Genomic DNA, 16,826 nt, shown 5'->3' with positions numbered 1-16,826 from the left:
ACCCGCCAAGGCTAGAGCGCGGGCGGGTGAAAAGGGTAGGAGGGGACGCTCAGCGCGGCCGGGTCGGCGTGCCCTGCTCGTCCAGCGGGATGTTCGCCATCAGCACGACCATGTCGCCGCGCTGCTCGATCTCCACGGAGCTGTTGCCGGTCGGGAAGTAGCGCTTCACCACTTCCAGCAGGTCGTTGCGCAGCGCGTCCACCTTGCCGGGCGGAATCTGCGCGCGGTCGTAGGCGAGCACCAGTTCCAGGCGGTCTTTCAGGGTCTCCTTGGTGCGGCCCCGCTTCATCCACGAGAACATCTCAGGCGCCCCCGAACCAGCGGCGCAGGGTGGCCATGAAGCCGCCGTCCTCGTCGAACTTGGGGTACGGCACGTCCTCGCCCTTCAGGCGCCGGGCGGTGTCCAGGAAGGCCTGCCCGGCGCGGGTCTTGCCCAGCACGGCGGGCTCGCCTACGTTCGTCGAGACGATGATGCCCTCGTCCTCCGGGATGATCCCGATGGGTTTGACGCCCAGGATGTCGAGGATGTCGCCCTCTGAGAGCATGTTCCCGCTTGCCACCATCTTGGGCCGCAACCGGTTGATGACCAGCTTGATCTCGCTGACCTGCTGCGCCTCGAGCAGTCCGATGATGCGGTCGGCGTCGCGCACGCTGGAGACCTCGGGGTTCACGACGACCAGCGCGCCCTCGGCGGGCGCGGCGGCGGTGCGGAAGCCCGACTCGATGCCGGCTGGCGAGTCGATCAGGATGCGGTCGAAGCCCTCCGTGGCGACCAGATCACGCACCACGCCCTTGAAGACCTCTGGGTCCAGGGCGTCCTTGTCGCGGGTCTGGGACGCGGGCAGCAGGTACAGGTTCTCGACGCGCTTGTCGCGGATCAGCGCCTGGTTCATGCGGCACTTGCCCTCCAGCACGTCCACCAGGTCGAACACCACGCGGGATTCGAGGCCCATCACGACGTCGAGGTTGCGCAGGCCCACGTCCACGTCGATGACCGCGACCTTCTCGCCCAGCTTGGCGAGGGCCGCCCCGATATTCGCGGTGGTCGTGGTCTTCCCCACACCCCCCTTGCCCGACGTGACGACAATCACCTTCGCGTTCATGATGCTGGGCAGTGTACCGCGTCCGTGGCGCCGGGAGCCGCGCCGACCTACGCCTGGGGGGCCGCCGCCGGCTGGGACGCGTCCGGGGGCCGCAACAGCAGCCGGTCGATGCGCGGGCCGTCCATGTCCACGACCTCCAGCGTCCAGCCGTCCACGGCCAGCACGGTGCCCACCTGCGGGAAGTCGCCCAGCGCGGCCAGCACGTAGCCGGCCAGGGTGCTGAAGTCCTCGCGGGGCAGCACGGGCAGCGCCAGCACGCCGCGCAGGTCGTGCATGGGCAGCGCGCCGTCGGCGAGGTACGACCCGTCCTCGCGGCGGATCAGGCTGTCGTCGTCCGGAGCGGGCGCGTCCCCGCCCGCGAGTTCCGAGAGCAGGTCGGTCAGGCTGAGCAGACCGCTGAACTCGCCGTACTCGTCCACCACCACCGCCAGGCGCACGCCGCCGCGCTCCAGGCGCGTCAGGGCGTCCTCGGCCCACGCGCCCTCCGGCAGGTACAGGGCCGGGCGGACCAGCGCGGCGAGGTGCTGCCCGCCCTGCACCGCGCGCAGCACGTCCAGCACGGTCAGCAGGCCCGTGATCTCGCCCGCGTCGTCGCGCACCGGGTAGGTGTCGTGTCCGGCGGCGAGCACCTGCGCGGCCACGTCGGCCGGCGACGCATGCAGGGATACGGTCACGGCCAGGTGCCGGGGGGTCATCAGGTCGCGCACCCGGCGGTCATTGAAGCGCAGCACCGAGGCGATGCGCGCCTGCTCGGTCTGCTCCAGCGACCCGCTCTGCGCGGCCTGCGACACGACCGCCCGCACGTCCTCCTCGGTGATCACCTCCGGGGGCTGGCCCCGGACGCCCAGCAGCGCCAGCAGGCCGCGGGTGGTGACGTCCAGCAGCCACACGATGGGCCGCGCCACGCGGCTGAGGCCCGCGAAGAATGGCGCGACCCGCGCCGCCAGCCCCTCGGGGTCGCGTAGCGCGATGTTCTTCGGCGCGAGTTCGCCCAGCACCAGCGACAGGAACGTGACCAGCAGCACGACCGCCACGCTGGCCGCGGCGGGGGCCGAGTCGCCCAGCAGCGGTCGCAGCAGCCCCTCCATGTAGCTCGTGAGCGTGCCGCCCGCGAACACCGCGCTCACCGTGCCGATCAGGGTGATCCCGATCTGCACCGTCGCCAGGAACGCGCCCGGCTCCTGGCCCAGCGCCGCGGCCGCGGCCGCTCCCCGCTCGCCGCGCGCCGCGGCCGCCTCCAGCCGCGTTCTGCGCGCCGACACGACCCCCAGTTCCGACGCCGAGAAAAAGCCGTTCAGGATCAGGAGCAGGACGAGAATGCCGAATTCCAGCAGAGGATTCCCCACGCCCAGGAGTGTACGGGCTGGGGGCTGGCCGATCTGAGGAGCGGGTCAGGATCGGCGGGCCGCCTTTTACACTGGAGCATGCCGACCGCCCTCCGGATCGTCTTGCTCGTCGCCGCCGTGGTGGTGGCCTTCACCGCCCTGGGCGTGATCGCCGTGGGCCTGTGGGCGCTGGCGGAGACCGGGCAGGCCCAGGGCGCGCTCGGGACAGGCGTCACGCTGATCGGCGTGGGGGTGGCCGGGCTGGTCGGCAGCGGACTGCTCGTGTGGGCCGCCGTGCGGGGAGGGCGCCGGCGGCCGTGAGCGCCGAATGTGACCGGGCGGCCTCGACGCCACCGCGCACCTGCTAGACTGACCGGCTGAACGTGCCGTGCCCGCTCCCGGGCGGGGCGGGGAGTGTGCATGACGGAAGCAAAACAGCAGGCCGCCCGGCGGGTGGGGTTCATCTCGCTGGGCTGCCCGAAGGCGCTGGTGGACAGCGAGCGGATCCTGACCCAGCTGCGCTTCGAGGGCTACGAGGTCGCGCCCAGCTATGAGGATGCCGACGCCGTGATCGTGAACACCTGCGGGTTCATCACGCCGGCGGTCGAGGAGAGCCTCAACGCCATCGGCGAGGCGCTGGACGCCACCGGCAAGGTGATCGTGACCGGCTGCCTGGGCGAGCGCCCCGAGAAGATCATGGAGCGCCACCCCAAAGTGGCCGCCATTACCGGCTCCGAGGCCGTAGACGACGTGATGGGCCACGTGCGCGCGCTGCTGCCCATCGAGCAGGACGCCTTCACCGGGCTGCTGCCGGTGGCGGCCCCCGGCACGCGCGCGGACGCTGCACAGCCCCAGCGCGAGGCCACCCGCCACGGCGACGTGTTCGCGCCCAGCGTGAAGCTCACGCCCCGGCACTACGCCTACGTCAAGATCGCCGAGGGCTGCAACCACACCTGCTCGTTCTGCATCATCCCCAAGCTGCGCGGCCGTCAGGTGTCGCGCGACGCGGGCGCGGTGCTGTACGAGGCCTACCGCCTGATCGCGGGCGGCACCAAGGAACTCATGATCATCTCGCAGGACACCTCGGCCTATGGGGTGGACGTGCGCTACCGCGAGTCCGAGTTCCAGGGCGGGCAGGTCAGGGCGCACCTGACCGACCTGGCCGTCAAGCTCGGCGAGATGGGCGCGTGGGTGCGGATGCACTACGTCTACCCCTACCCGCACGTCGAGAAAATCGTGGAGCTGATGGCCCAGGGCAAGATCCTGCCGTACCTGGACGTGCCCCTCCAGCACGCCAGCCCCCGGATTCTGAAGTTGATGCGGCGGCCCGGCGCGGGCAAACAACTGGAGACCATCCGCCGCTGGCGCGAGATCTGCCCCGAACTCGTCATCCGCTCGACCTTCATCGTGGGCTTCCCCGGCGAGACCGAGGAAGATTTTGGGCTGCTGCTGGACTTTCTGGAGGACGCGCAGCTCGACCGCGTGGGAGCCTTCACGTACAGCGACGTGGACGAGGCCGACGCCAACGCCCTGCCGGACGCCGTGCCACAGGAGGTCAAGGAGGAGCGCCTCGCCCGCTTCATGGAGGTCGCCCAGCGCATCAGCGCCGCGCGGCTGGCCGCCAAGGTCGGCACGGTCATGGACGTGATCGTGGACGAGTTCAACGACGATGAGGACGACGCGCCCGGCACGAAGCTGATCGGGCGCACCAAGGGCGACGCGCCGGGCATCGACGGGCAGGTGTACCTGAGCGCGGGCGACTTCGCCGGGCAGGTCAAGATCGGGGACATCGTCCGCGCGCGCATCGAGGACAGCGACGAGTACGACCTCTACGGCGAGGTCGTGGAGCGTGCCGCGTGGCGGCCGAACGTGCCGCAGCTCGGCCACTTCGGCGGGCACTGAGCACCGAGACCACCAGCGCGCCCCGACCCATTGTGGTCGGGGCGCTCTCTTATGCAGATCAGCCGCGCCGGAGGTACAGGGGGCGGGGGTGGCCGGGCGGTCGGCGGGGGGCAGGCGGGCGCGGCCGGAACGGACGGGCCGGCGCGGGCGCGGCGGGAGCGAGCTGGGCAGATCGGTCGGTCACGGTTCACCTCGGCAAAGCGGGGAATGGGGCCAGGTCTGGCCTGTGCGCCGAGTGTGCCCGTGCCCTGTGACTCCCCGGTGACCGGGTATGTGAGGTTTTCCGCGAGGGGCCGCCGCCCCCGCCGGGGGTGGCCAGCGGTCAGGCACCGGGGCCTGTCACACAGCGTCATACTCCGGGGAGGTGGCGGGACATACGCCGCTCCCCGAACGCGTCCGGCGGTCACGCAAGCTCCCTGTAAGGCGCGCGGGCCTACACTCCGGCGGTGACCCCCGACGTCCTGATCGTGATCTTCGCCGGCGTGCTGGGCCTGCTGGTGGGCTCGTTCTCGAACGTGCTGATCTGGCGCCTGCCGCGCCACGAGAGCATCGCCTTCCCGCCCAGCCACTGCCCCACCTGCGACCACCGGCTGGGTGTGCCAGATCTCGTGCCGGTGGTCTCGTGGCTGTCGCTCGGCGGCAAGTGCCGGTACTGCCGCGCGCCGATCAAGGCCCGCTACCCGGTCGTGGAAGTCCTCACAGGGCTGGGCTATGCGGTGATCGCCCTGCTGTTTCCGCCGCTCACGGTGGGGTGGGGCGCGCTGGGCCTGATGGTGCTGTTCACGCTGCTGCTGGTGGGCAGCGCCATCGACCTGGACACCTTCACCATCCCGGACGAGCTGACCCTGCCGGGCGTGGCAGTGGGCCTGCTGTTCGGGTTCCTGAATGGCCGCGCGGGCGTGGGCACCCTGCCGGACCTCGCGGGCGCGGTGCAGGGCGCGCTGCTGGGGGCGGGCGTGCTGGTCGCCATCAACCAGTTCGGGTCGTGGGTGCTGCGCCGCTTCCGGGAGCGCTCGTACCCGGAGCAGCCCATCGGCTACCAGCAGATCAGCGTGGGCCTGCTGGCGGGCGCGTGGCTGGGGCCGTGGTGGGGCATCGGCGTGGGCGTGCTGTCCGCGCTGGTAAACGTCGCGGCGCGGCGGGTCGTGCGGGTGCCGGAATTCCTCACGCTGGGCGGCCTGCTGCTGAGCCTGGTGCTGGGCAGCGCCGGCACCGGCCCCGGCATGATCCTGATGGTGCAGGGCGCTCTGGCCGCCGCCGGGGGCGTGTCGCTGGTGGCCGGCGTGTACTGGTGGCTGCGGCGCGAACCCGAGGCGGAGGCGGACGGCGTGGACGCCGCAGAAGACCCCTATGACGCCTCGGCCATGGGCTTCGGGGACGTGAAGCTCGCGGCCGTGATCGGCGCGTTCCTGGGCTGGGAGCGGCTGCTGGTGGCGCTGGTCGTCGCGGTGTTCGCCGGCGCGGTGCTGGGGCTGCTCCAGCTCGCCATGAAGCGCGAGAACCGCGTGAAGTTCGGTCCGTATCTGGCGCTGGGCGCCGTGATCGCGCTGATCTGGGGCCAGGGGTGGGTGCAGGGCTACCGCAGCATGCTGGGGCTGTAGCGCACCGCACCACAAACAGCGGAGGCCAGTCATCGCCTGGCCTCCGCTGCGCTGTTCCGGTCCTTACATCATCTTGCCGATGGCCGTACAGCTCACGCCGGCGTCCGCCGGGGTGCCCGCCGCGTCGCTGGCGGTGTGGATGTTGAAGTACGTGGCGCTCATGACGTCCGCCGCGGCCACGCTGCCCGTCAGGGTCACCATCCCGCTCGCGTCGCTCATGCCGACGATCTTGCTGGACATGATCGGCGCGCCGCCGCTGGCGCAGGCGTCGGTGCTCGCAGCGCCCTGCACGTGGTAGTGCGCGACGTAGTACGTGTTCGGGGCGAGGCCCATCACCTTGGCGGTGGTCATGACCATGTCACTGCTGCGTGTGATCGAGACGGTACCGCTGGAACTCAGGGCATTGCCGGCCGGCTGCTTGGCCAGCGTGTAATCCATCGGCTTGGCCATCATGGACATGGAGCACGCGCTCAGGGCCAGGGCCAGCGTGGGGAGAGCCAGGACTTTCAACATAAAGTACCTCCAGGAAGGTGGAAATGGTGACGTCTGGCAGTGTCGGCCCGACCTCGGCAGCAAAGTGTTGGTGAGGTTGCATTGTGACGGGTTGCTGAATGTTGTGTGCGGGAGTGAACACCTCCGGTGGAGCGTGTGGACCGGCCCGGCGCCGGGCCGCGCGTGGCCGCGTAATCGGTCTGACTGGCCTTGGCGGAGTGACTGCGTCACCCAGGAATCCACGTGAGCAGGACCCCGGTCATGACGGCCCCCGACTTCGCCGCGGCCATCACCGCTGGCGGCCGGTCCAGCCGCTACGGCTCGGACAAGGCGCTCGCCGTGCTGGACGGCCGCACGCTGCTGGCGCACGTCGCCGCCAGCCTGGAGCCCTGCGCGGTGAAGCTGCTGGTCGCGCCGCCCGGCCGCTACGCCCTGGCCGGCTGGCATGCCGTGCCCGACACCCGTCCCGGGGAGGGTCCCCTGGCAGGCTTGGAGGCCGCGCTGGGCGCCGCGCCGCCCGGCTGGGTGGCCTTTGCGGGCGTGGACATGCCCGCCCTGACCCCCGCGTACTGGCACGCGCTGACCGCCGCCCGCACACCCGGCACCCTGGCGGTCCTCGCGCTGGATGGTGAGGGCCGACCGCAGCCGCTCGCGGCGCTGTACCACACGGCATTGCGGCCGCACGTCACGGCCCTGCTGGACGCCGGGGAGCGGCGGCTGCGGCTGGCTGTGCCGGACGGACACGCGACCGTGGTGGCCGGCCTGGACGCCCGGTTCTTCCGGAACGTGAACCGGCCGGGCGATCTGGAGGGCGAAGACCCGTCCACGCGCTGAAGTGAGCGTGTGCGCTGCCCAGCCGACCCCTACACTCCGTTCATCCCCGTGCCGGAGGTCGTTGTGAAACCCACCCTGCCCCTGGTGCTCAGCGCGGCCCTGCTCCTCTTCTCCTGTGCGCCGGCCACGGTACAGACGACATCGGGGCCACAGACAGTCACGGTCCTCGCCGGGGTAGGCCTGACCCTGTCGAACCGCGTGCCGGTGGAGGCCCTGACGGGTCAGACGCCGGACGACGCGGCCATCATCTTCACAGCCTGCCAGGGTGGGGGCGTCTCCGCGGCGGACGTGCGCCGGGTCGGGGCCGAGGTGGCCCTGAGGGCGTGTCAGCAGGCCATTCAGCGCTCGGCGGACATCCAGAGCAGCCTGCCCCTGGTCATGCTGCCCGTGACCATCGTCGTCGGCTATTTCGCCGTCAAGGTGTTCGGGTGTCTGTTCTCGTTCAATCTGAACTCTCCGAGCTGCAAGTAACGGCCGCCAGCCCTCAGCGCCACTGTTCCGGCAGGCCGTATACGTGCCACAGGGCGTCCACACGGCCGACGATCTCGGGGCTCATGGTGATCTTGGGAGGCCACTCGCGCACGAAGCCCTCCTCGGGCAGCTTGCGGGCGCCGTCCCACGCGAGCAGATCGCCCTGCACCCACACGTCGCGCTCGGCGTCGATGTTGTTCAGGATCGTCCACCACACGTCCTGAAGGTCGTGGACGTCGGTGAGGTCATCCGCGATCAGCAGGTGGCGGATGCCGCGCGCGGCGGGGTGCGCGGCGAAGGCGGCGGCGAGGTTGCGCGCCTGACCGGGGCGGGTCTTGTCCAGCGCCACCAGCCAGTACCCGTCGGGCGTCTGGTGCTGGGCCAGCACGCCCTCAAAGGTGGGCAGATCGGTGCCGGCATGCGGCGTGAACGTCTCGGGGGCGAGGTCGCCGGCCTGCTCGTCCCGGGAACTGGCGGCGCTCCCGACTTCCTCGGGCCGCTTGGTGGTCGCGTCGATGATGAGTTTGCCACCGTAGCCCCAGCCGCGGCTGGAGTGGTCGAGCACATCGATGGGGCCGCGGGTGACCAGGGTGTCGCGGCCCGGCACGGCCCGGCGCGTGACCTCGCGCCACACGGCCTCGAAATCCGTGACCGGCACGTGCTCGTCCACCACGACGATCACCTTGGCGAACATCATCTGGCCCAGACCGAACAGCCCGTTGGCGACCTTGTACGCCTGCCCCGGGTAGGTCTTCTTGATACTCACGACCACGAGGTTGTGCGCGACCCCGGCGGGCGGCATGTGGTAGTCCGCGATCTCCGGAATGATGAGCTGCGCGGCCGGGAGGAACAGGCGTTCGGACGCCTCGATCAGGTACGCGTCCTCCATGGGTGGTCGGCCCACGATGGTCGCCGGGTACACCGGCTCGCGGCGCATGGTGACCGCCGTGACGTGAAAGCGCGGGTACAGGTCCGGCAGCGTGTAGAAGCCGGTGTGGTCGCCGAACGGCCCCTCGACCGCCCAGTCCTCGGCGGGATCGACGTAGCCCTCCAGCACGAACTCCGCGTTGGCGGGCACGTCCAGATCGACCGTGACGCCCCGCACCACGGGGTACCGCTGGCCGCGCAGGTACCCGGCGAGCGCGAACTCGTCCAGGCCGGGCACGGGTGGCAGCGGCGCGGTCGCGGCATAGATCAGGGCCGGGTCGCCGCCAATGGCCACCGCGACCTCCAGCCGCCGCCCGAGCTTCTTGGCCTTCTCCAGGTGCCGCGTGCCGGTCTTGTGGCGCTGCCAGTGCATCCCGGTCGTGTTGCGGTCCATGACCTGCACGCGGTACATGCCCATATTCCGCTCGTCGGTCTCGGGGTCCTTGGTGATCACCAGGGGCAGCGTGACGAAGGGGCCGCCGTCCAGCGGCCAGCATTTCAGCACCGGAATGCGCGACAGGTCGACCTCGTCGCCGCGCCACACGACCTCCTGCACCGGCGCGCGGGTCACGCGGCGCGGGGGCAGGTGCATGGCGTCCCGCAGTTTCGTGACGTTACTCAGCAGGCCGAGCTTGCTGCCGCCGCCCGACAGATCGATCAGGCCACGCACCTTCGCGGCGAGGTCGTCCAGATCCTTCACGCCCAGCGCCAGCGCCACCCGCTCCTTCGTGCCCAGCAGGCCGATGGCGACCGGGTACGCGCTGCCGGTCACGTTCTCGAACAGCAGGGCCGGACCGCCCTTTTTCACCATGCGGTCGGCGATCTCGGTGATCTCCAAGTCGCGGCTGACCGGCACGGTGATGCGCAGCAGTTCGCCCCGGTCTTCGAGAAGGCGCATGAACGATCGGAGGTCCGGGAAGGCCATGCCCGGAGTGTAGGGGCGCCGGGGCGGGTCAACCGTACCCGCGGCGCAGATCGGCGTGCTCCGGTAGACTGTCCGCGGAAGTGCGCCTGTGCGGCGGGTTCCGGCGACCATACGCCGACCTGGTGGAGTCTGCTCGGGGGCAGCCTTCTTTTTTTGCACCCCGGGCAACGCGCCCCGCTCCGTGATCCGCTCGACCTGCCCTGGAGGTGTTCCGCATGCCCCTGCTCGACTCGATGGCCCTGCTCGCCGGCGTGATCGCCGTGCTCGCCCTGGTGAACGCCCGGTATCTGAAGCTCCCCTCCTCCATCGGCGTGACGGTGGGCGGCCTGCTCCTGAGCCTGGGGCTGATCGCGCTGAACGCCCTAGAGGTGCCGCTGGCGCGGCAGGCGGTGGCGGCGCTGCGGATCGACTTCAACACCTTCGTGTTCCAGGGCGTGCTCTCGTTCCTGCTGTTCGCCGGCGCGCTGGGCGTGAACTCACACGCGCTGTGGAGCCTGCGCTGGCCGGTGGCGACCCTGGCGCTGCTGTCCACGGCCGTGTCCACGGCGCTGGTGGGCGGGCTGGTGTACGGTCTGCTGCGCGTGTTCGGTATGGACGTCCCGTTCGTGTTCTGCCTGCTGTTCGGCGCGCTGATCAGTCCGACCGACCCGGTGGCGGTGCTGGGCATGCTCAAACAGGCGAAGGTGCCGCGCCGGATCGAGACGCTGGTGGCCGGCGAAAGCCTGTTCAACGACGGGATCGGCGTGGTGGCCTTCGCGGTGCTGGCCGGCATCGCCGCAGGCGGCGCAGGACACGGAGCGGGAACGGGCGCGCTGGACGTGCTGCTGTACTTCGTGCAGGAGGCAGCGGGCGGCCTGCTGCTGGGCGCGGCGCTCGGCGCAGTCGGGTACGTGGCCCTGAAGTCCGTGAATGACTTCGTGACCGAGATGCTGGTATCGCTGGGGCTGGTGCTGGGGCTAACCGCGCTGGCGTTCCACCTGCACACCTCCGCGCCGCTGGCGGCCGTGGCGGCGGGCCTGCTGGTGGGCGCGCTGACGGACCGGGTGCCGGGCGCGCTGTCCAGCCGCGAGGAGTTCGAGCACGTGTGGCACCTGATCGACGAGGTGCTGAACGTGTGCCTGTTCGCGCTGCTGGCTGTGCAGATCGTGGCGGTGCCCTTCAGCGGCACGGCGCTGCTCCTGGGGGTCATCGCCACCGCCGTGGTGCTGCTGTCGCGCGCGCTCAGCGTTCAGGTGTCGGTCACGCTGCTGCGGCGCGTCACGGCCTTCGCGCCGTTCACGCGGCGGCTGCTGGTGTGGGGCGGGCTGCGCGGCGCGATCAGTGTGGCACTCGCGTTCACGCTGCCGGCCGGGCCGGAGCGGGACGTCTTCCTGGTCATGACCTACGTGGTGGTGGTGTTCAGCATCATCGTGCAGGGCCTGACGGTGGGACGGCTGGCGGCGCGGGCCGGCGCGGCGCTGCCGGCAGAGCGGCCCACGCCCGAGCGGTGAGACCGGGGATGTACCCACACCGGACGGCCAGGCAACTCATCAGTTGACAGATTTGGTACACTAATGAGCTGTGGGGCGCACGGCCCCTCGCCACAAGGAGTGCCATGAAACACCTGATCCTGCTGTCCACCGCGGCCCTGGCCGCCAGCGCGTCCGCCGCCACGGCTCCCACGACCCTCACCAAGGGCGTCCTGAAGATCGGCATGGAGGGCACCTACGCGCCCTTCACCTACAAAGACGATAAGGGCCAGCTCACCGGCTTTGACGTCGACATCGCCAAGGCCGTGGCCGCCAAGCTGGGCCTGAAGGCCGAGTTCGTGCTGACCGAGTGGAGCGGCATCCTGGCCGGGCTCCAGGCGAACAAGTACGACGTGATCGTCAACCAGGTGGGCATCACTGCCGAGCGGCAGAAGACCATCGGCTTCAGCGCGCCCTACGCGTACTCCAGCCCGCAGATCATCGTGAAGAAGGCCGGCACCTTCTCGCCCAAGACGCTGGCCGACCTCAGCGGCAAGCGCGTCGGCGTGGGCCTGGGCAGCAACTTCGAGAAGCAGCTGCGTGACGCCGGCGGCATCAACGTCGTGACCTATCCCGGCGCGCCCGAGTACCTCGCGGACCTCGCGGCCGGGCGTCTGGACGCCGCGTACAACGACCGCCTGCTGGTCGGCTACCTGATCAAGTCGCAGAACCTGCCCGTGCGCGGTGCGGGCGTGATCGGCAGCCCGGAAGCCGTCGGTATCGCCATGAAGAAGAGCAACACGGCCCTGAAGGTGGCCGTGGACAAGGCCCTGCTGCAGCTCAAGGCCGACGGCACCTACGCCAAGATCAGCCGCCAGTGGTTCGGGCAGGACGTCAGCAAACCCTGAACCCCGGCTCAAGGTGAACGCCATGCCCCTCCCCGCACACTGGGGAGGGGTTCGACCTGCCCTGGAGGCCCGCGCCCATGAACACCGAGCAACTGCACCTCGTGGTGAACAGCGCCGTCCAGTCGCTGCCAACGCTGCTGGCCGCCACGCCCATCACGCTGGGCTTCGCGCTGGCGGCCATGCTGCTGGGGTTGCCGCTGGGCTTCCTGGTGGCGCTGGCACGCCTCTCGCGCTTCTCGCTGCTGCGGGGCGTGAGCAGCGTGTTCGTGTCGTTCATCCGCGGCACGCCGCTGCTGGTGCAGATCTTCGTCATCTACTACGGTCTGCCCAGCCTGGGCATCACCCTGAACCCGGTCGCGGGCGGCACCATCGCCTTGACCCTGAACGCCGCCGCGTACCTCTCCGAGACGATCCGCGCCGCTATCCTGAGTATTCCCAGGGGGCAGCGGGAGGCCGCGACCAGCCTGGGCCTGAGCCCGTCGCAGACCATGCGGCTGATCATCCTGCCGCAGGCCGCGCGGGTGGCGCTGCCCAGCCTGAGCAACACCCTGATCGGCCTGGTCAAGGACACTTCACTGGTCTCGGTGATCACGGTCGTGGAACTGCTGCGCAGCGCCCAGCTGGTCATCGCGCGCACCTTCGAGCCCTTTGGACCGTACCTGGCCGCCGCGCTGATCTACTGGGCCATCAGCAGCGCGCTGGAACTCGTGCAGCGCGCCCTGGAACGCCGCTTCGCGCGCGGCAGCTGACTGCGCGCCCGCGCGAAGTCACTGGACGGCCGCCGCGCCCGCGCCCGGCGGCCGTCCCCGGTTCAGTCTGTGAGAACGGGGGGCAGCAGGTCCGGACGTTCCTCCCGCAACAGGTCGCCGGAGGGAATGGGAGCCGCCAGGCTGAAGCCCGCCAGATCCACCGACTCGAACATGTCGGCCCGCTCCTGGGCGCGGTCAGCGGTGCCGGCCAGGACGTCCCGCAGCACCAGTGCGCGGCGCAGGAAGGTCGCGGCGTCCACGGCCCGGACCCGGTTGACCGCTGGACCCAACAGCCGGGTTGCCAGCGGCTGGCGCCGCAGCTGTCCGACAGCCTGGCGCGCCATACCGCGCCACGTCGCACCGGCCGAGACCGGGGTCAGCCCGTACAGCACGCCGCGGAGCACTTCGGGACTCACCACGGCGTCCAGGGGACTGGCCTTCGCCGTCACGCCCGCCCACACGGCGTCCCGCTGCGTGATGAACTCGCGCTTCCAGTCCGCCTTGTACCCCGGCGTGCGGGCCAGTGGCACCCGCAGAAGTTCGGGGTCGAGCACTTTCAGCGCCTGAATGAACACGGCCTTGCCGGCCAGCAGGTTCAGCGGAACGCGTCCCACGAAATCCAGGATCTTCGAGTCCAGGTAGGGCTGGTGCACGCTCCCCAGCTGAGCGGCGTAGCGGTCCCGCCACGGCAACAGGGCCCCCGGCAGGTTCTCGTTCAACATCAGCGTCAGTTCCTGATCGCGTGGATCGGCCACGCCACGCGTCTGATCGGCGACGCGCTCGAACACCGCGTTCCAGGCGTCACGCATGCTGCCGTAAGACGATGCGGGCATGATGGCCGAGAGCCACGACAGCGTCTCGAAGGACCCCAGGCGCTGGTGTTGCAGTTGATCGGCCAGGTTCGTGCGCGGGGGATTGCTGAGTTCGAACACCTGCTCCCCGACAAACACTTCGGCCCGGCCGCCCCGGGCCAGCTCATCCCACGCGTCGGCCTCGTCGCTGAACGGCGCCGCTCCATGGCCCCAGCGCACGTTGCGGTCAAGCGTGGCCCGCAGGTCACCGCGGTACGCGCGCACCTCCCGATGCTCCATGCCGTACTGGGCGGCGAGCCGGGCCGCAATCGCGGCGTCTGTGCCGGCCGACGCGCCAGGCAACGCGTACGAGAACGTGCGCACCTCGCGCCCCGTCTCGGCCAGCAGCCGCAGCAGGCCGCGCGAATCGTAACCTCCACTGAGGGACAGCACCAGCGGCCCGGCGCTGGCCTGTACCCGCTGCGCCACGCTGCTGCGCAGCAGACCGGCCAGTTCCATGGACAAGTCTGCCGAAGAGCCCACCGCGGCGTGGTTCAACACGAGCGACCAGTACTCCGTGGAGTGAAGGTCCCTTGCTCCCACCTCGTGAACGCTGGCGCGGCGCAGGGGGTACACGCCCTCGTACAGGGCCGTGCCGCCCTGGAGTCCCCCCGTGACCAGCACGCTGCCGATCCCCGCCAGGCTGAGCGGGCGATCACGAAACCCGGTCCAGTCCGGGCGGCTGGCGATCAGCACCCGGTCGCCGTCGTGCGCCGCGTACAGGGTGTGTGAACCCACCCGGTCGGTGACCGCGAACACCCGCCCAGCCCGCTGATCGAGCACCACCATGGCATAGGAGCCCTCGACATACCGGGGAAAGTCCTGTCCGTGGCGCCGGTACATGGCCAGCAGACCGGCAGGCCCGAGGTCGTACAGCTGACCTTTCATCACGACGAGCAGCCCCTCGTCCAGCCACACGGTCACGGCCGGGCGCGCCGTCTCGATCTCCACGCTCCATGGCCCCACCTTGACGGGCTCGGCGGCAAAGGCGAGGCGCGAGTGGGCAGTCCGGTCGAGGGTTACGGCGAAGTCAGCGCTCATTCAGGTCACCAGGGACGGGAGGAAGGGGCGTGCGTGCGGCGCCGACGGTTTGGCACCCGGAAAACGACTGGCACTCCATGTGCTGTGCCAGTCCCTGTAACGCTTCAAGTGTCCAGGTATCTCAAAGCCTAGCAAAGGGCAGCTCAACAGGAGTACACATGTGTGTCTCCCCCGCGGGGGGGCATGACCCGACGCGGCACGTCCGCCCCGCAGCCCCTTCAGCGACCGTCCGTCCGACTGAGCACCGCGGCCGGGCGCTACCCTGCGTGCCATGACGTCACCGATTGACCGTATGCAGGCGGCGCTGGCCGCCACCGACCTGGACGGCTGGCTGGTCTACGACTTCCGGGGCCTGAACGCGCACGCGGCGACGGTGCTGGGCCTGCCCGCCGGGGCCTTCCTGACACGGCGCTACTTCGTGTGGGTGCCGCGCGAGGGACAGGCCGTCGTGCTGCACAACCACATCGAGGGCGGCACGTGGCGCGCCATCACCCAGGAGTGGGGGGCAGAGCTGCGGCCCTTCGGCGCGCACGCGGAACTCGACGCGGCCCTGTCGGGCGTGGTGGCCGGGAAGCGCGTGGCGATGGAATACTCGCCGAACGGCGAGGTGCCGTACGTGAGCCGCGTCGACGCCGGAACGCTGGAGCGCGTTCGGGGCGCGGGCGCGGCCGAGGTGGTCAGCAGCGCGGACCTGCTCCAGGCCTTCCTGACGTGGTCGCCGGAGGACCTCGCCGCACACCGCCGCGCGGTGGACGTGCTGATGGACGCCAAGGACGCGGCCTTCGAGCTGATCCACGACCGCCTGAGTGCCAGGCAGCCCGTGACGGAGCTGGACGCACAGGCGGTGATCATGGAGCGCATCGCGGCGGCGGGCATGGACGCGGGGCATCCCGTGAACGTGAGTTTCGGCGTGAACGCCGCCGACAGCCATTACGAGCCCAGCCCCGAGCGGCACGCGACCCTGAATCCGGGCGAGTGCGTGCTGATCGACCTGTGGGCACAGGAGCCGGGGCGGCCCTTCGCCGACGTGACGTGGGTGGGCCACGCGGACGAGCCGGGCGCGGAGTACGCGGACGCGTGGGCGGCCGTGGCCGCTGCGCGGGACGCCGCGCTGGACCTGATCCGCGGCGCCTACGCGCAGGGCGGCTGGGGCCGCGTGCAGGGCTGGATGGCCGACCGCGCCGCCCGGGACGCGATGGGCCGCACGTGGGCGCCGCACTTCCTGCACCGCACCGGGCACGACCTGGGCGTCACCATCCACGGGTCGGGCGCGAACCTCGACGATTACGAGACGCACGACACGCGCGCCCTCACGCCGGGGCTGGGCGTGACCGTGGAACCCGGCACGTACCCGGCCGCGCGGGGCTTCGGCATCCGGTCTGAGGTGAACGTGTACCTCGCGCCGGACGGACCTGAGGTCACCACGCCCGTCCAGCACGCGCCCTTTGTGCTGGGCCGGGGCGCGTGGGCGGACGTGCGGGCGGCCGCGCTGGACAGCTCTAGCCTCATGAAGGCTCCCTGAAGCCGGAGGGCGGCTACGCTGTAGGCATGGCGAACCTCGGCTCCTCCACTGTCATGCTCACCGGCGCCGGCGGTGCCCTGGCAACCGCCATCGCGCAGGAACTCGAAGATGCCGGCGCCCAGATGGTGCTCGTCGGGCGCGGTGACGCGCTTGAGCGCGCGGCCGACCGCTTTCCCGCCACCGAGGTGATCGACGTCGACCTCACGCAGGAGAGCAGCGTCGAGGACCTCCGCAAGGTCAAGGTGGACATACTGGTCCACACGGTCGGCACCTTCGCCATGCAGGACGCGCAGAAGGCCACCACCGAGGACTACCGCCGGATGTTCGATGCCAACATGCTCTCGCTGTTCCACGCTGTGCAGGGCGTGCTGCCGCACATGCTGCGGCAGAAAGACGGCCTGATCCTGGGCGTCAGCGCCGGGCAGGCCGCCCGCATGAGCGGCCCCAAGGCGGCCCTGTACACCGCCAGCAAGGCCGCCCTGAGCGCGTACGTGCTCAGCCTGCACGACGAACTCAAGGCCAAGGGCGTGCGCGGCATGGTGCTGTACCCCATGGGCGCCATCGACACGCCCGCCAACCGCGACGACGGCCTGAAGTGGGAGACCATGATCGACCCGCGCGGCCTCGCCAAGAGCGTGGCCCACGCCCTGACGAGACCCGACCGGGCGCACGTCACGGAACTCAAGGTCTACCCGGACGAGGAGAAGTAGAGAGCGGTGATGGAAAA

16 protein-coding genes are annotated in these 16,826 nt (G+C 70.6%); 10 read left to right on the top strand and 6 right to left on the bottom strand.

The features are described 5' to 3' along the window. Positions 1–49: 49 nt before the first annotated feature. Genes minE through HNQ07_RS15510 form a run of 3 tightly spaced genes read right to left on the bottom strand, consistent with a single transcriptional unit; the run spans position 50 to position 2,449 of the window. Positions 50–301: a cell division topological specificity factor MinE gene (minE, locus tag HNQ07_RS15520; RefSeq protein ID WP_184113428.1), complete on the bottom strand. Its 252-nt coding sequence runs from the start codon at positions 299–301 to the stop codon at positions 50–52. Position 302: 1 nt separating this feature from the next. Next, complete coding sequence (gene minD / locus HNQ07_RS15515; RefSeq protein WP_184113427.1) at positions 303–1,103, bottom strand: septum site-determining protein MinD; 801 nt, start codon at positions 1,101–1,103, stop codon at positions 303–305. A 47-nt stretch (positions 1,104–1,150) separates the two neighbouring features. Beyond that, positions 1,151–2,449, bottom strand: a complete 1,299-nt coding sequence (locus HNQ07_RS15510) for a hemolysin family protein (protein ID WP_184113426.1) — start codon at positions 2,447–2,449, stop codon at positions 1,151–1,153. Positions 2,450–2,527: 78 nt separating this feature from the next. Here HNQ07_RS15510 and HNQ07_RS15505 point away from each other — a divergent pair, with 78 nt between their 5' ends. From HNQ07_RS15505 to HNQ07_RS15495, 3 genes are all read left to right on the top strand, one after another. Continuing rightward, positions 2,528–2,749, top strand: coding sequence for a hypothetical protein (locus tag HNQ07_RS15505; protein WP_184113425.1), 222 nt, complete (start codon positions 2,528–2,530; stop codon positions 2,747–2,749). Positions 2,750–2,848: 99 nt separating this feature from the next. Next, entirely contained in the window at positions 2,849–4,330 is a 1,482-nt protein-coding gene (rimO, locus tag HNQ07_RS15500) for a 30S ribosomal protein S12 methylthiotransferase RimO (RefSeq protein WP_184113424.1), read from the top strand. 446 nt (positions 4,331–4,776) lie between these two features. Further along, positions 4,777–5,931 carry a prepilin peptidase gene (locus tag HNQ07_RS15495; protein ID WP_184113423.1) on the top strand — a complete coding sequence of 385 codons (1,155 nt, stop codon included), beginning with the start codon at positions 4,777–4,779 and terminating at the stop codon, positions 5,929–5,931. A gap of 63 nt (positions 5,932–5,994) precedes the next feature. Here the strand turns inward: HNQ07_RS15495 and HNQ07_RS15490 are convergent, their stop codons facing one another. After that, positions 5,995–6,444 carry a superoxide dismutase gene (locus HNQ07_RS15490; RefSeq protein ID WP_184113422.1) on the bottom strand — a complete coding sequence of 150 codons (450 nt, stop codon included), beginning with the start codon at positions 6,442–6,444 and terminating at the stop codon, positions 5,995–5,997. A 240-nt stretch (positions 6,445–6,684) separates the two neighbouring features. On the opposite strand from HNQ07_RS15490, the gene mobA reads away from it, so the two are divergent. Both mobA and HNQ07_RS15480 read left to right on the top strand, forming a co-directional pair. Further along, complete coding sequence (mobA, locus tag HNQ07_RS15485) at positions 6,685–7,257, top strand: molybdenum cofactor guanylyltransferase (protein WP_184113420.1); 573 nt, start codon at positions 6,685–6,687, stop codon at positions 7,255–7,257. A gap of 48 nt (positions 7,258–7,305) precedes the next feature. After that, positions 7,306–7,728, top strand: coding sequence for a hypothetical protein (locus HNQ07_RS15480; RefSeq protein WP_184113418.1), 423 nt, complete (start codon positions 7,306–7,308; stop codon positions 7,726–7,728). 13 nt (positions 7,729–7,741) lie between these two features. On the opposite strand, the gene HNQ07_RS15475 is transcribed toward HNQ07_RS15480, so the two are convergent. Continuing rightward, entirely contained in the window at positions 7,742–9,580 is a 1,839-nt protein-coding gene (locus HNQ07_RS15475) for a menaquinone biosynthesis decarboxylase (RefSeq protein WP_184113417.1), read from the bottom strand. Positions 9,581–9,795: 215 nt separating this feature from the next. Here HNQ07_RS15475 and HNQ07_RS15470 point away from each other — a divergent pair, with 215 nt between their 5' ends. The 3 genes from HNQ07_RS15470 to HNQ07_RS15460 all read left to right on the top strand — a co-directional run bounded on the left by HNQ07_RS15470 (position 9,796) and on the right by HNQ07_RS15460 (position 12,685). After that, a complete protein-coding gene (locus HNQ07_RS15470) occupies positions 9,796–11,070 on the top strand; it encodes a cation:proton antiporter (RefSeq protein WP_184113416.1) in 1,275 nt (424 codons plus the stop codon). A gap of 104 nt (positions 11,071–11,174) precedes the next feature. Further along, positions 11,175–11,936: a transporter substrate-binding domain-containing protein gene (locus tag HNQ07_RS15465; protein ID WP_184113415.1), complete on the top strand. Its 762-nt coding sequence runs from the start codon at positions 11,175–11,177 to the stop codon at positions 11,934–11,936. 77 nt (positions 11,937–12,013) lie between these two features. Further along, a complete protein-coding gene (locus HNQ07_RS15460; protein ID WP_184113414.1) occupies positions 12,014–12,685 on the top strand; it encodes an amino acid ABC transporter permease in 672 nt (223 codons plus the stop codon). A gap of 62 nt (positions 12,686–12,747) precedes the next feature. Here the strand turns inward: HNQ07_RS15460 and HNQ07_RS15455 are convergent, their stop codons facing one another. Further along, positions 12,748–14,577, bottom strand: coding sequence for an asparagine synthase-related protein (locus HNQ07_RS15455; protein ID WP_184113413.1), 1,830 nt, complete (start codon positions 14,575–14,577; stop codon positions 12,748–12,750). A gap of 271 nt (positions 14,578–14,848) precedes the next feature. On the opposite strand from HNQ07_RS15455, the gene HNQ07_RS15450 reads away from it, so the two are divergent. Together HNQ07_RS15450 and HNQ07_RS15445 are read left to right on the top strand one after the other, a co-directional pair. After that, positions 14,849–16,099: a M24 family metallopeptidase gene (locus HNQ07_RS15450; RefSeq protein ID WP_184113412.1), complete on the top strand. Its 1,251-nt coding sequence runs from the start codon at positions 14,849–14,851 to the stop codon at positions 16,097–16,099. Between the two features lie 26 nt (positions 16,100–16,125). Continuing rightward, positions 16,126–16,809, top strand: coding sequence for an SDR family oxidoreductase (locus HNQ07_RS15445; protein ID WP_184113410.1), 684 nt, complete (start codon positions 16,126–16,128; stop codon positions 16,807–16,809). The last annotated feature ends 17 nt before the right edge of the window (positions 16,810–16,826 follow it).

Source organism: Deinococcus metalli (assembly GCF_014201805.1).
GTDB classification, from domain to species: Bacteria; Deinococcota; Deinococci; order Deinococcales; family Deinococcaceae; genus Deinococcus; species Deinococcus metalli.
The sequence above is the reverse complement of the archived record's forward strand: the minus strand, read 5'-3'. Positions and strand labels throughout refer to the sequence as shown.

Coding starts and splice junctions, on each gene's coding strand:
- minE (WP_184113428.1), bottom strand. CDS start 301: ATGTTCTCGTGGATGAAGCGGGGCCGCACCAAGGAGACCCTGAAAGAC.
- minD (WP_184113427.1), bottom strand. CDS start 1,103: ATGAACGCGAAGGTGATTGTCGTCACGTCGGGCAAGGGGGGTGTGGGG.
- HNQ07_RS15505 (WP_184113425.1), top strand. CDS start 2,528: ATGCCGACCGCCCTCCGGATCGTCTTGCTCGTCGCCGCCGTGGTGGTG.
- rimO (WP_184113424.1), top strand. CDS start 2,849: ATGACGGAAGCAAAACAGCAGGCCGCCCGGCGGGTGGGGTTCATCTCG.
- HNQ07_RS15490 (WP_184113422.1), bottom strand. CDS start 6,444: ATGTTGAAAGTCCTGGCTCTCCCCACGCTGGCCCTGGCCCTGAGCGCG.
- mobA (WP_184113420.1), top strand. CDS start 6,685: ATGACGGCCCCCGACTTCGCCGCGGCCATCACCGCTGGCGGCCGGTCC.
- HNQ07_RS15475 (WP_184113417.1), bottom strand. CDS start 9,580: ATGGCCTTCCCGGACCTCCGATCGTTCATGCGCCTTCTCGAAGACCGG.
- HNQ07_RS15470 (WP_184113416.1), top strand. CDS start 9,796: ATGCCCCTGCTCGACTCGATGGCCCTGCTCGCCGGCGTGATCGCCGTG.
- HNQ07_RS15465 (WP_184113415.1), top strand. CDS start 11,175: ATGAAACACCTGATCCTGCTGTCCACCGCGGCCCTGGCCGCCAGCGCG.
- HNQ07_RS15460 (WP_184113414.1), top strand. CDS start 12,014: ATGAACACCGAGCAACTGCACCTCGTGGTGAACAGCGCCGTCCAGTCG.
- HNQ07_RS15455 (WP_184113413.1), bottom strand. CDS start 14,577: ATGAGCGCTGACTTCGCCGTAACCCTCGACCGGACTGCCCACTCGCGC.
- HNQ07_RS15450 (WP_184113412.1), top strand. CDS start 14,849: ATGACGTCACCGATTGACCGTATGCAGGCGGCGCTGGCCGCCACCGAC.
- HNQ07_RS15445 (WP_184113410.1), top strand. CDS start 16,126: ATGGCGAACCTCGGCTCCTCCACTGTCATGCTCACCGGCGCCGGCGGT.